We start from the raw sequence: 15,432 nt of genomic DNA on the forward strand, positions 1-15,432 counted from the left end.
CACGCCCAAATCTTTCAGGGATTGGAGAAGGGCGGTTTTGGTGCGGGGGATGTAGTAATCCTTTGGATTAAACTGTTCCGTTATCCTCAACGCTTGCAATTCCCTGGTAATGAATCCTAAATATTTCTGCCATTATTCTTCACCTTCACATTGGCATATCTCCTGGCATTTAGCATACATCTCAAAACATTGATCAGCTAATTTCATGCTGCCTTTGGTATTTTTCCAGTATTCAGCTATTATCGGCATCATCATGTCTCTTGTTGTTTCCTTCATCTGCCCCTTCTTATCGTTTTTTCAAGTTATTAAAATATGCCATCTTTGACTCAAACTCTTTTCTACCCGGAACATCAATCAAAAGATTGTCAGCAAGTTTATCCGCCATTTCGTTGTATTTATCCCCTGAATGTCCCTTGACCCAAGTCCATGTGATTTCTTTAGCTCTGGAATATTCCAATAACCTTTTCCATAAGTCAGCATTCAATCTGCCAACCCAGTTATCATTTACCCATGAATATATCCATCTTTTTAGAAAAGCGTCTAACACTATTTTACTGTCTGATATTACTTCAACCTCAAGAGAAGTTGATCGGCTTAACCCTTTAATAGCTGCTTGTATTTCCGTCCTCATATTGGTAGTATCGTTTACTTTCCCTGAGTATGTTTCGATATTTTCACCATCCACAATTACCACACCCCATGCCCCTGTCCCTGGGTTTGGAATACAAGCACCATCAGTGTATATTTTAGTCATTGCAACCCTCCCTGCGTTTTTGTGCTGCAAATAAGCCAGCAATATACATTTCTCTAAAAAAAGCATGTCCCCCTTCAAAGTATAATTTAATTCTTTTCCCTTTCCCTGTCCTATTTTTATCAATATTCACAATCGTGATTGGTGAGAGATTCTCTGCATCTTCCTCTCCTTCCTCTACATCTTTTATAGTTGTGGCTAAAACTTTACGATATAAAACAATACATATATCCGAGTCTGTCTTGATCGCTCCTGTTTCTCTAATATCATCTGAGCTTTGAACAAGGTGTTTATTTTTATTTTTCGTCAACTGGACTATCATAAAAATGATTATCTTTAGTCTGACTGCCAACAGTTTAAATACTTTACTTGCTCTATTCAATTCAATTCTTGGGTCTTTCGTATCTCTACATAAAAAATGTAAATTATCAAAAAACACTGCCTTCACTCCTAAAATATCAACCGCAGTTTCTATCTTATTAATTACATTCGGCAGATTTATTACTCCATCACTTTCCCTAATGTATAGTTTTAGATACTTAAACTGGTTAAATGCCTTTGTTGCAACCTCTCTTGTTCTTGCCTCTTCTATAGTTACTTCCATTGTTGCTTGTATCATCCTTTCCATTATTTCATATTTTGACATCTCAAGGCAATAAAATAAAACAGGAGTATGCCGGGACATCTCTAATGCTATATTTAAACAGAAAGTAGTTTTTCCAACACCAGAAGGGGCAGCTATAGTAACAAGATGACCCTCTACTGGGTGAATGGTCTCGTTGAGATTCTTCCATGGTGAGAAGTTAGTTATCTGCTGATTTAATCCGTCTACATATCCCATAAACCCTTCCAGTTCCTCATTAACTTTTACTATCTCTTTTGTGTTGTTTGCCAATAATTTTTCAAAATCTTCCCTTGTTCTCTTGTCTTTAATAAAATAATCTGAAACATCTTTTAGCTTTTTGTCCTGAAAATCAAGGGTAATAATGCTACTACATGGGAGATTCTTAAATAATCTTTCTGCCCCCTTTACCCCTGCTGCATCTGTATCAAAAACAATAAATACTCTTTTGTTCCTCAGCCTTTTTATCCATTCACCTGTTGACCCTGCAGCTCCGGTAGGCACTGATACTGTGTTCTTAAATCCATATTGGTATAACATCATGGCATCTGTCTCTGATTCAGTAATAATAATTGCATTGAATTTATCTATACATTCATCATTGAATAAAAATGATTCCCATTTACCAAGCCTGAGAAAAGTTTTATCATACGGTGGAATTGTTCTTAATTTTGCTCCAATAAATTCACCTCCAGCCCGATAAGGGATAGACAACCATGCTTTGCTATGAATCTCTTGGTAGCCTAACTGGAAGTAGTTAATCGTCTCTTTAGTAAATCCTCTATCTGATAGATATTTCATTGCTGTATTGTTCGCCAGTAATTTTTCATGGGATATTTTGAATAGTTGCTGTTCAGGTATTCTGGTGTCATTGTTCGGGTCGAAGTCTTGGAGACTATAAATACCAGTAACCATACCTATAAGCTGTGTAAAATTGCCTTTTGCCGAGCATTTTTTACAATCCCATAATCCAGTAACTTGATTGATATAAAAATGCTTTTTATCGTCTTTGCATGAAGGACAAATTTCTACATTAAGTTGATTGCCTGTGGTGAAATATTTCCATTTATATTTTTCTACAAAATTAAGCACTTCATTTGGTCTCATTAATTACCCCCAGTGATTTGGAAAATTCCTCAAATGATATTGATTCAAACTCGTCATTTTTTGAAAGATTTGAGTTCTTTATTTCCTTTGCTATTTTAGCCAATTCCTTGTCTACTTTTATCTCTGCTAATTCTTTCTGGTCTTTTAACTCATTCTGCTTTGCAAGTCTTTCTTGTTCTTTCTGTTGGTAGGTTTTGAAAACTGGTTTATCTTTTTGGCTTTCCTGCATTTGTATTAATAACTGACTAAATTTTTCCCTTATTTTATTCATGTCCATAGTTTTGCTTTTCCAAAAAGAATCTTGTTGACACCAGTTGATGACCTGTGTTATTTCGTCTACCGTTCGGCTATCTTTTTTAAGTAGTGAAGCAACTTCCTTGTCCCAACTTTCCATTTTATCTGCTGTAATTGTAAATTTAGGGTCATTCTCTCTGATTTTTTTCAGCAGTAAAATTGATAATTCAGAATAAAAATTTTCATTAATTTTACTTTCGTCCTCTCCTAAAGGTATTTTATTATTAATTATACTTTCAGATATATAATCCTTATCCTTATCCTTATCCTTAATAGTATCTATACCCTTATCATACCCTTTAGATACCCTATCTATACCCTTATCATACCCTTTAATAAGAGTATCTATATCTTTACCATACCCTTCCAAAGTTAATATCTTTATTACCCCTTTAGCTACAGTGCTTTCTGTCGATAATTTACCGTACTGAAAAGGGATAAACCCCAAAATAAGCCAATGCCCTGATTGGAGTACTGTAATTCTTTCTTTTTCTTTATTTATCTGTGCTAAAACCTCTGATGCAGAAATTTCGATACCTAACAATATTGATATAACCTTAAAATTTGGCTTAAATACACCAGCACAATCACATTTATCTACCATATAATTGTACAATAGTTTCATGTCGTTTGAAAGGCTTATATACCAATCATCATCCCATTTATTAGAGCATGTGAATCTTTTAGACATTAATTACTCCCTCATTTTTTATCATCTTTTTTTCTTCATTCCATCTTGCAGACCTACATTTAGGGCACAAAACAGTATTACTGATTCTTGGTATCCATTTGTGTCCACATCTCTTACATTCCAAAATTGGAATTTGATATTTCATTATCTTTTTACCTCCTTAAACCGATACATATAATATACCATATATGTAAGTTTTTGTCAAGATTTATTCTCAACTATTTTCAACTATTTTCAACTATTTTCTCAGCATCAAATCAACTGCTTGTATTGCTTATTCACCGGCAACCCACAAAATTCTTCCCAGCTCATGGAGTGGAATATATGGTGTTGGTTTGCCCACCGAGCTAATGCCACATATCGTCTATCTGTCTTCACGGAAAGATACCGCTGAATAAAAATATTGTGTTTTCTGCTTTTCAAAAAATTACATCTATCTAAAACTTCTTGAAATGTTGTGTTAAATCCTGCCAAAACATACCATAATGCTTGGTTAATACCAGCATTTTTAAGTATCGTAATTGTATTATCTACAACAGGAAGCAGTGAAGGGTGGTCAAACGCAAAACGGTATATTCTTAATGGTGTGATTTTTAGCAGATATGCTATATCAGGGGTTAAAAGCCTACAGTCTAACCCCTGGTTGAAGTCAATCCGAATTTTATTATCTCTGGCTTGTTTACAAATTAATTCAAAATGATCAGGTAATGCAAGGATATTGTTGTCCATTAACACAACATCCTTATTCTTCCCATCCCATAAATCCAGCAAGTCTCCAACGATTCTTATATTGCCTTCTTTTTCAGGCACAATACAAAAAGAACAATTTCTGATACATCCACGAGTAGTAAAACCCAGATTAATATGAGGGTTCACTGCTTCTATCTCAGGCGGTAATTTTTTAGATAGATCATACCCGCTGCCACCTATATCTGCGTAACCTTCCCATGTTTTACACTTTTCCTTATTCCAATCAAAGACACATGAAACATAGATTTTATCAACAGAAAATCTTGCCAGATATAAATTCCATATTACCGTGTCACCTAAATCAAGATGGTATTTTTCTATCTTTCTTAGGGCAAGATTGGGAATGGTGCTGTCAATATCAATTATTAATATTTTAGCCATATTATTTAGTCCTCTTGCAGGTTTTCTCAACTATTCTCAACTATTTTCCCCATCGATATGCCCCGCACAGCCCATTAGCAAGTGCAACATCTTGTTGTTAGCAAAACAGAGCTGACAGGAGGGAGTATAATATGTTATCCTCTTCGTGGATAAACAGAATACGAGGAGGCAAAATATGGCATATCGGCATGTAAGTGAGGAGGAACGGAAGCAGATATACAGATGGAAGCACGATGGATACAATATGCGGAAAATTGGGGAACTTTTAAATCGGCATAGAAGCACCCTTCAGAAGTCCGCCAGCTCTCCCATAGCTACTGCTTTGTGCCTAATCTCACTTTCTTGTTGACTTTAAGACATAACCTTAGTATAATATATGGAATAGAGGAAAGAACAAACACAGAGAGCATAACACAGATCAAGATTGTTGCACTTGCTAATGGCTCTCAAGCCCCATAACATACCCGTAAAGATACCAAACTCCTACAACCGCAGATATAATCCCCATTCTCCAAAAACTGCCTACTTCTATACCAATCGCCCAGTAGCTTAAAAAGAGCAACCCGCTACTGAATATCATTTGAACAAAACTTAATATTGTCATTTTTAACCTCCGTTTTTAGTATTTTTCTCAACTATTTTCGATTATTTTTCGTCCTTCCATTCCGGTATCTCCACCGCCACAGGGTGGGTGTCACCCCATACAGCGTCATGGTATTTTTGTTGTAGAATTGTCATTTTTTCCCCTCTCCAAATATTCTTTTAACTGGCTATCCGATCCCCGCTTGCCCTCATATGTGTCAACCGAACCTATCGTTTTATTTTTTACCAGCATGAGTACCGTGCCGTATTCCAAGCCGGTCATTTCAGATATTTGTTTTAGTGTATAGTAGCTTTCCATTCTTAATGCCTCTCCTAACATAGCAACCCCGATCTATTCGCTGCCTCATTCCCCTCAAAAGCAATCCATCGCAAACCGCCTTTGATGTCACTCCCATAATCCCGCTAATTTTAGCAGGGGACATGCCTTCCGCATAATATGTTTTTATCTGCTCCCACCTTTCATGGGATATTTTCTCGCAATGTTTCCGGTGCTTTATCTCAGGGGCAGGGGCAAGAATGCCGCCACTAACCTCGCATATCTCGCCCTTATTATTGACCCACTGACCATATTCGTTTTTAGTTAGCATTGTGTCCCCCCAATTTTAATGCCTCCAACGCTTCCATTTTCTCCTTGCCTATCTGCAAGATACCGTAAAGTATACATACCTTATTATCGCACACATGAACAAACTTGTCCCAATCTGTACCGTAGCACATCTCTTTTCCACATGCCACACAGTGAAAAGCTGTATCAATTGCCATCCTTATTCCCCTCCTCGTGCCTGATAATCCCCATCACATTAACTATATTCTCATGCCGTCCATTCAGGCAGAGAACATTTTCAAAATTCGTGCTAAATTCTATGCCGACATTGTTATCCTTGCAGATTGCCTTATACTCGGAACAGGTTAATGTTCCATTGATACTATACATTTCTTCCATTTTTACCCCCTTCGTTTTTCATACGGGCATTTATTTTGCTGACACATTGGGCAGTTCCAACAAGTATCATCCCCAACACCCTCATAGTTTTTAGGGCAATCCTTTGGTATTAATATCCCTTGTGCCTGCCGTGCTATCTCCAAAAAGGTATCGCTCATGGTCTTGCTCATGGTAGGCTTGTCTTTTATGCCGAGTATATCGAAAAAGCCATTTACTGTTTGATCCATATGCCCCCCTTCCCGTTACCCATAGAGCGAGGTTGTCTTTGCGTATTCTCCAGAGATTGCCTACCCTATCAGCAGGTAGCCCTTTTTCTCTTATCCACTTATGCACGGATTGTCTGGACACTTTATACATTCGTGCTATTTCTGTTATTGTTAGATATTCCACTTTTAATTCCTCCTTGATAAAACAATACTATTGTATCATACTAATAACATTTTGTCAACTATTTTTTCACTTTTTTTGAAATTATTTTAAGGGTAGATTCGTGTGTAGGGATTATAACCATATCGCCAACGCCGGCAATATGGTCTGAGGGGCAAGGATGCCCTACAAAGCAGGAACGGCTTCCAGACAGTGTGTTGCTGCCTGAAAGCCGAGTTTGAGGGTAGAGGGTTGGTTATGGATAGCTGGGGAACGATTAATTATTTACAGAACCTTCCAATAGGCACCCCCCCAAAGTCAATGTAATTGTTGGATCTGCGAACGCCCCTGTATGTACCCCTCTTATTCTCCAGAAAAAAGGCAATTGCGTTTCGCTGATAATGCCATCTATCTCTTTTGTTTGAGCATAAGGAATAGTACTATCACCAGTAATATCCATACATTCTGTCCATGCTATCCCATCTGCTGATATTTCCAATTTTGCTGACGCTATATTACCATAAGCTATTGCGGATAGAGACATAATCCATTTAAGCCTACAATTAATAACTATCAGTGAATCCCAATTTATGGGAGTTTGCCCAGACAAAAGGATGCTATTTGTACCGTGTGGTATTGTGAGAACCCTAACCTCTTGAAATAAACTCGTTGCCGGAACTAAATAATGTTTGAATCCTTTTCCGCTCATAGCTAACTTCGCCTCCTGTGTTAAACCTTCAATCCCTATTTTTGCCCCTTTACCTGCTTCACTGTGGTCGTGCCCAATCAAGGGGTCATCGTCCATCGATGCGTGTAAAAAATTCAAATCTGTGCGGATTGTCTCCACGACTATCGGATCGCCTGCCTCGGTTATATCATTCCACCCACCAACAGGGAACGCTGTATTTGCCATTTTTGCCTCCTTATATTTCTAAACACTTTAGGCTAACTTTGAAGTCTGTTAAACTTAGAGTTATACCTACAACCTTACATTTTTTTCTATAAATTAAAAATCCGCCTACCGACCCATATGTTTTACCGGTGTTATAGCAATGCCCTACATTATAAACACCTTGTGTGTCTGTCATCGGAGACGGTTCTTGTTGAGATATTTTGATACAATCCCCCAACTCGACTTGTGGCACAAACACAATATCACAATCAAGACTTATCTTCGATTCTGAATACATCTGAAAATACTTCGCTAATACCGCATTAATTTCTGTATCCGATAATTGCTTCAAGAATTTGTTGCTTATCTCTTGTGGTAAATAGCCGAATCGGTCGAAGCTGTTCGGTCTACCGGCTGCCGGTTCTTTCTTCAACTCCACATCAGCCGCATTTTTAGCCGTGAAGCAATTTATCACATTATTCCAACCCATCGAAATATTGCTGATACTGATAAGGTTTTTATCCCCGTTTTTCTTGTTCCGAACTTCCAAAGTTACTAAGTCCTGAACTTCACGACTTCTGAAGAAGCCTGTCCCCTTCGTATCAATCCCCGTTTCAAAATTACATACCTCTGCCAGTTGCACAATCCCATCTTTAGCCGTCATGCCGTCGAAATTAGCCGACGGTATCACGGTTGCCGCTGCCTCAACAAGATACTCAAATCTGGTAAATCCGGCATGGCTGAAAATCTTCCGGACCAGAAAATCTATGGTCTGGTTGGCATACCAGTTTGAGGTTGCGGGGTCTTTTAGATCGTCCAGTTTGACTTTAGACAATTTTTCCCAGAAATCGTACACGGTAAGAGTCCCTGAGATTGTGTCCGAGTGTCTGACAGGTTCTTTGAGGTAGCCAGTAAAACAAGAAATGACTTCTTTTGTCCCATCATCAAGAACATACCCAGCGTTGATGTTGACCTGTGCCCCTCGTGCCTGTTGATACCGGAACAATCCCTGGGGATTATCGGGGCTCCAGCAATTGTCAGAATTATCCGCTTCAAGCCGCACATTCCCTGTAAGCCAGACATTCATCGCCGTGGCATCGAGCGACCAACTAATATCCCCAACTGCGGTAATATGGTTGTTGCTGCCTCTGGTAGGTTCATAAATCATCACCGGCTTTTTCATCACCTGAATTTCTGCCAATCGTGCGTAATACAATCCATCCGTGTCAACTGCAAGCTTGCTAATGCTTACCCTGACATATTGACAAATAACCTTAACAAACTCAAACGACTCCCCGTTCTGGTTGCTCGGCTTTGGGTATGCCGTCCTGACCACCGTATCTGTCCATGTTGTGCCGTCATTGCTTGTCTGTATTTTGAAGTCTACAGGAAAGGCATACACTACCCCTGCGTTTGTGCGTGGGAACAATACCACTTTGTCAATCTCTGTTTGCCAGAAGATATTGACCGTCAACCACTCTGGACTAACAGGGGATCCACCACCTGTATTTTGTGATGACCAGCCGTCTCCATCCTCAATCGTAGCATTGACAGCTTTTGCTGCTTCCCATCCGGTTGCTTGGGATGAGGCTGTGGCTGTCTTTTTAAAAGCTAAATTTGAGCCAAACAACGAAATGGACACGAATGGTGACATGTGGTCACGCTTTGTTGCCTCTGTAAAAAGCTCTGTTACTGTTTGCATTGTATCACCTTATCCAAGTTCAGAAGTTATGGAGTTCAAAGGTTCAAAGGTTCAGAGGTTCATAAATCAACTCACACTTCTTTCAATTCCATTTTCAAACTATAAACCCTCGACCCCGCCCCATTCCATGCTTGCTCGACTTGGGGATTGAAGCTATTAAGCCAGTTTACCAGATACACATTTTCTGGCTGCTCGTCCGGCAACATGTACAAATTAAATGGTTGCTTATACGCCGTCTTCTTTATCCCCTCTAATGCCGCAAGCATGGCAGTATCCACCTTTTTATCAAAGTCAAAATCGAAACCTGCTCGTTCACTGCCGGATACCTTCCACATTTTGAGGCTTCCGTCATTCAATTTAATCTCTTTGGATTCTTCCCTGTATTGTGCCGTGATTGATGAGGGATTCACTGCTAACTGATAATAATGTTCGCATAGCATCAGCTCCCCAACTTTCTTCTCCTGATTGGGTATTTGAGTATCATAACACCGTAATTCTGCCCAAGCACAAATCTTCTGTTCAGGAGTAAAAGGAGGTGATAACTGGTAAAAATAAGAATTATGGTTATGCCCAGTAAAAAGAACGGTACTTCCCCATGCCCCTCCAACAATCAAATCAAAACGGTGAAGATTGCTATTTAGCAATAACAATGAGTCTATTGGCTGTGGTGTCTTAAAATCGATTCTGATTGTTTCCTGAATGCCATCATTACTCCCAACGCTCGACCACTGGTTGGATTTATCCCTATTATATAGAGCCAGACTATTTGTGCCGCTGGACATGGTAATTACAGAAGTATAGTCTATGCGGTTTTTGCTCATTAAAATTGAATTAGCCATGATTATGCTTCACCCCCTACTTTTGACCCTGTCCGATTAATCGCCTTGACCATATTGATGGCTGATGGATTCCCCCGCTGTATTGCAGTTGTAACCTGTGCCAGATCAATATTGGAACTGATATTGAATGTGTAATAATTCACACCACCACCACCGATACCACCCTTGCCCAATGGAATTACCATCTCGTCTCTCCCTGCCTCTGCGACATTTACCAGCGTCCCCCCTGGTCTTGCCCTGACAATCCCCCCATCAGCTAAATTCGGGACTAATGCCTGCAAAGCGGCAATTCCTGCGACTGAGGCTGCTATTATCGGTCCCACTGCTGCTAATGTTGCACCAAATGTCAACGGTGCTGTAATAAATGCCTTTGCCAATTCGGTTACTTGCGTTGCAATGATTTTTACTTGCTCTGCCATGAGATACTGTTTGATGGATTTTGCTAAACCCTTTGCGAATGCAGAAAAAAAACTCTCTCCTGTTTGTCTTGCCGTTTCGAATGCTTGTAACATTGATGTTTCAATTATGTTTTGGTATGCTGTCCATCGTAATGCTGCAACTTCAAGCTGCTTTTGTTCGTCCTCTGCTCGTTTTGCTTTTCTCTCTGCAATCTTTTTGTCTGCCTCTTCGTTTATCTTCTCAAAATCCTGAATACTCTTAATCTCTGCTGCCATTGACTTGTCGTGATCGTCCTCAGCCTTCCTGTTGAATGCCTCAATCAGATCCATTTCATTGCTTTTGATTTCTATCTTTTTATCAGATACTTTTTGAGCATCTGCCGTTGTTCCGCCACCACCACCACCCACCGTTTCTACCTCTCCAGTTGGGGTTACTATTCGTGGTGGTGTAATTGTATTGCCTGTCTTAGATATTTTCCCTACAGTTTTGTTGTATTGGTCAACCATCTTTTCCAAGTCAATAATTGTCTGCCCTGTTTGTTGTACGCCCTTCCAGTTTTCGCTTGCCGCTGCCTTAACTTCAAGAGCCATTTTTGTATGAGCATCCCATGTTGCCATCAAAGTTTCTAAATTAGACGACCCCATAGCCTTTGCCATTTTATATACCATCTTATCATATAATACCAACCCATCCAAAGCAATCCCTTGAGCCTTCCAAAATATCGTGGCACATTCTCCCCATGCTGCCTTTAACCCCAGCACTCCACGCACTGCCAGCATAATGCCATTAACCAATAATCCTACGCCATTTTGTGCCATTCCCCTAATTGCGATCTGATTTTTGTCGACAACTTCTGTCAATCCCCAGAACAACTTCTCAACCGCTACCATTCCCTGTAATGCCGCTGTATTCTGTGTTATCGCCTTGCCTGCCGTTTCCCATATTTCACCATAGGCAATTTTTATCCCGGTCAATGACCCTGCAAAAGTTCCCCTCATTAACTCTGCCTGACCCTTAAATTTGCTATTCAATGCCTCGGTTAAGGATGCCAGCCGTTCGCTTGCTGTACCTGACATATCAACCTCAATGCCGTACCGTGCGAAGGCATTAATCGATCCGCTCAGTGTTTTTCCTACCATCTTTGATGCTGAATCTAAATCCATACCCAAAGCCGTGGAGAGGTCAAGCACGGAAGGGATCAGCTTTTTCATCTGCTCATCGTTCAGTTTCGCAAACTGCTGTATCATCCCCATTGCGGATATTATATTTTCATCCTGATAGGTAGTTACTTTCTGCAATTGTCCGGCATAATTAACCCATGATTGATGCACCTTTACAGAATATGTGCCTGTTGCAAGCATAGCACCTCTGAGCTTTGTTTCTGCCTCTTCCTGCTCTATTGCCGCCTTTGTAGCTTTGGTGATAGCCCATGCCATAGTTGCCATTCCTGCTGCCACCCCTGCGGCAAGTGCGGCAATTGCCACCTTGTGGGCAGATACAAATGATGTAATATTCCCTTGAGCTTTTTTAAGCGTGCTATTCACATCACCGAAGGCTTTTTTAGCCCCTGTTGCGTCCCCTGATATTACTATTTTTGTTTCTATCTTAGACATAATCCACCTCATGCAAAACAAGCCACAAGCATTCTCGCCTGTGGCTTGTTGTTATCTCTTATTCTGTGCCTTTAGTTGTCGTTTCTGCTGCTCAATTTCCCACTCAATCCCTGCCCCAAAAACTGCATAGTTGAGGGTGTACCGTTCCAGCACGCTCAAGTCTTTTCTCTCATCCAGTATCTCGGCTGGTGTCTTGCCATACCGCTGTGCCATCATATCAATTTCAACCGCTGAACTGTTACGAAGGAAACTCAGACAAATTAATGTCGCCGCCTTGCTGCCCTGCTGTTGAAATGGCATTATAAATCGTCAATGCGTCTGCCGGCAATAGTTCCATAAATTCCCTGACCTCAAAATCATTAGCAAATTTAGGATTGACCATACCGCAAGCCAAGACTTTGGTGATGTAATCATCCAATATGGTATCTGTTAGAATATCCTCAACCTTTTGCTTTGTGTCAATCGGTTGCTTTGGGTCGATGGTCTTGATGTTTGCCGCCCCAAGCCTCATCCCCAGCTTTAGCCCCATCCACGGGGACAAAGCCCTGACCTCATACACATTGCCACTCTCTGCCGTGATTGTTCGTATGCCATCACCGCTGTTCTTTCTTGCCTCGGCTATCTGATTTTTCAAATCGTCCAATGTCGTCATGTTTCCCCCTTAACTAAAATTCGCAAGCGTTGTAACCATTGTAATCTTAAACTCATCATCCGCACCAAGGGTACTGAATGCCGAGAATGGTACATCAATCCGCAGTTCTCCCATGTCTCCAACCTCGGGGTCAGTACCCTCGAACACCACCTCTGGCAATTCAAACAGAACGCTTTCATATGGTCCAGCCGGTGCTTGATTAATCCCCAGCAATGATAGACTTGCCGGAGTACGATTGATAAACTTGTTATAATAATTGGCATTCTCAAACGCACAATTGAATGTGCCTGAAATCTGCCTGTTATTATCGCTGACATGCCGTGGCAGTGCCTCTTGGCAATAATCCCCTATCTCGGAGGTATTGTCTTTGAGCTGTTTATCAAAGTTGATGTTGATGCTCTGAACCTTCACGACCGCCCCATCAATCTTAAACTGCATATTCCAGTTCATGAATACTTCATCTGCCATAGCGGACAATAACGCTGGTTCTGTGCCACCTATAATAGATTTTGGTTCGCCATTTCTACCGATGGTGTTACACGATATTTCAGCCACGCCTTCAACCGCGGGTATTTTTATCTCTGATGAGGTAAACGCATTACCCCAGTAAGTCCAGGGCATACCGCCCTTGCTTTCTTCAACTGTGATTGTTGGTATAGGTTTTGTCAGGGTAAAAACATGGGTATATGTTCCAGCATTGCCAATAACTGCCAAGGTTCCGCCAGTGAAGCCACTGGTAATAATACCTCCAGCATTCACAGTCTTAAACCATTTTGAAGTTGTCTTTATTGCGTTCGCTGTCCATGTCAATGCCTCGGTTATGTTGTTACCCAGTCCGTCCGTGCCGGTAATTGTTATTTTTCCCCATGCCGTTGCCCCTATCACATCCAATTTTAGCTTATTTGCAACTGTTGGCTGTGTAGTGATTGACCTTGTAGGGGTAATGGCAATAGCCGATTGCAGTGTTGCATCCGCTGCCTGTGTGGTTGCCACAGAGGTTGCCCCACCCATCAACAGCCAGTACCACCAACCAGATTGCCGTGTGTATAATTCCGCATTCAACGACCCTGGCACTTTGATTAACCCGGGCAGTTTCTTCATCCTTGACCCTGCACCTCTTACTACCTCTCTATCAATCATATCCCGTTCGATCCTAAACCCGATAGGCATTTTAATATCCAAAGAATATGGCTTTAGGGTTGCCGCTTTTACCCCTGGAACTGCCTCAATTTGAAATCCTACTTGACTTCTATGCCCGTTATAACTCATATTTTGTCCTCCTTGATTAAATGTTGTTTGACGAATAGCTCGTACATTAGTTGTTGCACTCTTCCCCGCCCCAAAAATATACCATCCACCATCACAAAATTCTTTATAATATGCTGCAACCTCATTTTTTCCACTGAACTCCAATAAGAATCTGGAGGAATACCTATTATATGCATTTGCAGATATAATTCGTGTATTTCATCTTTTGATGGCAGAAACCAATCATTATACCTACCCAATATTAAATCATTACAAAGTTGTGCTGCGTAACTACCAACACCTTGTGCATCAATAATCTTGGCTGTATTCGCTTGTCCTGTCCCTATTGCGGTATCTATTGCACCAGTGATTATATTTATTCCGTTATACCATTGGATACCGGTACTTTGATTTTCTGGTGCAACGATTAACCCTGTCAATCCATCCGGTGATATATAAAATATTTTACCACCGCCGTATACATCCCCGATATTATGCGACATACTATCCCTCTATATTTTTCTTTACTTTTGGCTTTTCTTCTTTCTCTGTTTGTACTTCCTCTTGGAACCCTTGGTATTTTAGTATCTCCTTCCCCACCGTTCTCGGTATTTCCTTGATCTCACCTGTGGGGAATATACCAAAACGATTCTGTACAGTTTCGCCCTTGCCATTATACATAATTCTGATTGTGTCTGCCATAATATCCTCCATTATTATTTGATACCAATTCTTATCCCTGCTTCAAAAGTTCCCAAACATCCTGCCCTTTCCTCATTCCCTCTGACCAACCAAGATTGCCGGACAAACAATGGTCTTTTAACAAACTCAATCGCTAACGGCAATTCAATCGACCGACCACCAGCAAAAAAAATGCCCCCATCATCCATCGATACTGTCCAATTCCCTGCCTTGATAGCAGCGTCAATCTCTAATAGTGCCCCTAATTTTGCAGCCATTGCCCCATTTTCCTGCCAATTCTGCGAAATGGACACCTTAGTGGCATAATCCAAAACAATCAATTTGGTTGTCCCTTGGACAACAAAGGGGATGCTTTTCGCCCGCCCGATTCCATACTTGAGGTAAACATTGTATTTATCGCTCTTAAAATGAGTATAGGTTTTGGCAGATAGAAATGTCTTAACCCCAATTTTATCTCTATCCCTAGCAACATCAAACTTACACCTGATCTCATCTTTTCCAGTAGCCGGTCTGCCCTCAATCTTCCGATGGCTGTAATCGATCTTGATATTGCCAGATACTGTCGTCATGCTCCCAGCCTTAACACTCTTGTTGTAGTCTGCCGTCAGCCCCAATGCTGATGAGGATTTTTCAGATCCTGGCCAGTCTTGAGTGGGGACTACATCATTGAGGATCAGGGACACCTCCCCGCTGGCATGACATTGCCCTAAACATAATATCATTAACAAAAACAATCCAAGAGCAATACCCATCAAAATCGTTCCTTTCGTTTCCCAATAATTCATGTCCTTTGTCTCCATTTTATTTTTATTTCTGCGTAAAGCAGATTAATCACTCTATCTAATTCTTCCATTGCCTTTGCGTTCTCTCCTCGGTC

At 40.7% G+C, this 15,432-nt stretch carries 18 protein-coding genes; 1 reads left to right on the top strand and 17 read right to left on the bottom strand.

Going from position 1 to position 15,432, the window contains the following annotated elements; all coding sequences use genetic code 11:
- Nucleotides 1-132: 132 nt before the first annotated feature.
- From WC623_RS24430 to WC623_RS24450, 5 genes are all read right to left on the bottom strand, one after another.
- Nucleotides 133-276, bottom strand: a complete 144-nt coding sequence (locus WC623_RS24430; protein ID WP_372856134.1) for a hypothetical protein — start codon at nucleotides 274-276, stop codon at nucleotides 133-135.
- 10 nt (nucleotides 277-286) lie between these two features.
- A complete protein-coding gene (locus WC623_RS24435) occupies nucleotides 287-754 on the bottom strand; it encodes a ribonuclease HI (protein WP_372856136.1) in 468 nt (155 codons plus the stop codon).
- On the bottom strand, nucleotides 747-2,480 hold the full coding sequence (locus tag WC623_RS24440; RefSeq protein WP_372856138.1) for a DnaB-like helicase C-terminal domain-containing protein: 1,734 nt from the start codon (nucleotides 2,478-2,480) through the stop codon (nucleotides 747-749). Before WC623_RS24440 ends, WC623_RS24435 begins: the two co-directional genes overlap by 8 nt.
- Entirely contained in the window at nucleotides 2,467-3,465 is a 999-nt protein-coding gene (locus WC623_RS24445) for a hypothetical protein (RefSeq protein WP_372856140.1), read from the bottom strand. Before WC623_RS24445 ends, WC623_RS24440 begins: the two co-directional genes overlap by 14 nt.
- Nucleotides 3,466-3,717: 252 nt before the next feature.
- Nucleotides 3,718-4,596, bottom strand: coding sequence for a hypothetical protein (locus tag WC623_RS24450; RefSeq protein WP_372856142.1), 879 nt, complete (start codon nucleotides 4,594-4,596; stop codon nucleotides 3,718-3,720).
- 175 nt (nucleotides 4,597-4,771) lie between these two features.
- On the opposite strand from WC623_RS24450, the gene WC623_RS24455 reads away from it, so the two are divergent.
- A complete protein-coding gene (locus WC623_RS24455; RefSeq protein ID WP_372856168.1) occupies nucleotides 4,772-4,945 on the top strand; it encodes a helix-turn-helix domain-containing protein in 174 nt (57 codons plus the stop codon).
- Nucleotides 4,946-5,462: 517 nt separating this feature from the next.
- Here WC623_RS24455 and WC623_RS24460 read toward each other — a convergent pair.
- From WC623_RS24460 to WC623_RS24515, 12 genes are all read right to left on the bottom strand, one after another.
- Nucleotides 5,463-5,786, bottom strand: coding sequence for a hypothetical protein (locus WC623_RS24460; protein WP_372856144.1), 324 nt, complete (start codon nucleotides 5,784-5,786; stop codon nucleotides 5,463-5,465).
- Nucleotides 5,787-5,950: 164 nt separating this feature from the next.
- On the bottom strand, nucleotides 5,951-6,142 hold the full coding sequence (locus WC623_RS24465) for a hypothetical protein (RefSeq protein WP_372856146.1): 192 nt from the start codon (nucleotides 6,140-6,142) through the stop codon (nucleotides 5,951-5,953).
- Nucleotides 6,143-6,232: 90 nt separating this feature from the next.
- Complete coding sequence (locus WC623_RS24470; protein WP_372856148.1) at nucleotides 6,233-6,532, bottom strand: helix-turn-helix domain-containing protein; 300 nt, start codon at nucleotides 6,530-6,532, stop codon at nucleotides 6,233-6,235.
- A 253-nt stretch (nucleotides 6,533-6,785) separates the two neighbouring features.
- A complete protein-coding gene (locus WC623_RS24475; protein ID WP_372856150.1) occupies nucleotides 6,786-7,421 on the bottom strand; it encodes a hypothetical protein in 636 nt (211 codons plus the stop codon).
- A 10-nt stretch (nucleotides 7,422-7,431) separates the two neighbouring features.
- Nucleotides 7,432-9,102, bottom strand: coding sequence for a discoidin domain-containing protein (locus WC623_RS24480; RefSeq protein WP_372856152.1), 1,671 nt, complete (start codon nucleotides 9,100-9,102; stop codon nucleotides 7,432-7,434).
- A gap of 71 nt (nucleotides 9,103-9,173) precedes the next feature.
- Nucleotides 9,174-9,923 carry a hypothetical protein gene (locus WC623_RS24485; protein ID WP_372856154.1) on the bottom strand — a complete coding sequence of 250 codons (750 nt, stop codon included), beginning with the start codon at nucleotides 9,921-9,923 and terminating at the stop codon, nucleotides 9,174-9,176.
- Nucleotides 9,924-9,943: 20 nt separating this feature from the next.
- Complete coding sequence (locus WC623_RS24490; protein WP_372856156.1) at nucleotides 9,944-11,953, bottom strand: hypothetical protein; 2,010 nt, start codon at nucleotides 11,951-11,953, stop codon at nucleotides 9,944-9,946.
- Between the two features lie 238 nt (nucleotides 11,954-12,191).
- Nucleotides 12,192-12,605 (bottom strand): hypothetical protein, encoded by a 414-nt coding sequence (locus WC623_RS24495; RefSeq protein ID WP_372856158.1) that lies wholly within the window; start codon nucleotides 12,603-12,605, stop codon nucleotides 12,192-12,194.
- A 9-nt stretch (nucleotides 12,606-12,614) separates the two neighbouring features.
- Nucleotides 12,615-13,874 (bottom strand): phage tail tube protein, encoded by a 1,260-nt coding sequence (locus WC623_RS24500; protein ID WP_372856160.1) that lies wholly within the window; start codon nucleotides 13,872-13,874, stop codon nucleotides 12,615-12,617.
- Nucleotides 13,871-14,356 (bottom strand): hypothetical protein, encoded by a 486-nt coding sequence (locus WC623_RS24505; RefSeq protein WP_372856162.1) that lies wholly within the window; start codon nucleotides 14,354-14,356, stop codon nucleotides 13,871-13,873. The genes WC623_RS24500 and WC623_RS24505 overlap by 4 nt, the downstream gene beginning before the upstream one ends.
- Nucleotide 14,357: 1 nt before the next feature.
- Nucleotides 14,358-14,555, bottom strand: coding sequence for a hypothetical protein (locus WC623_RS24510; protein WP_372856164.1), 198 nt, complete (start codon nucleotides 14,553-14,555; stop codon nucleotides 14,358-14,360).
- Nucleotides 14,556-14,569: 14 nt separating this feature from the next.
- A complete protein-coding gene (locus WC623_RS24515; RefSeq protein WP_372856166.1) occupies nucleotides 14,570-15,355 on the bottom strand; it encodes a hypothetical protein in 786 nt (261 codons plus the stop codon).
- Nucleotides 15,356-15,432 lie beyond the last annotated feature (77 nt).

Origin of the sequence: Pedobacter sp. (assembly GCF_041645105.1) — a bacterium.
GTDB lineage: Bacteria > Bacteroidota > Bacteroidia > Sphingobacteriales > Sphingobacteriaceae > Pedobacter.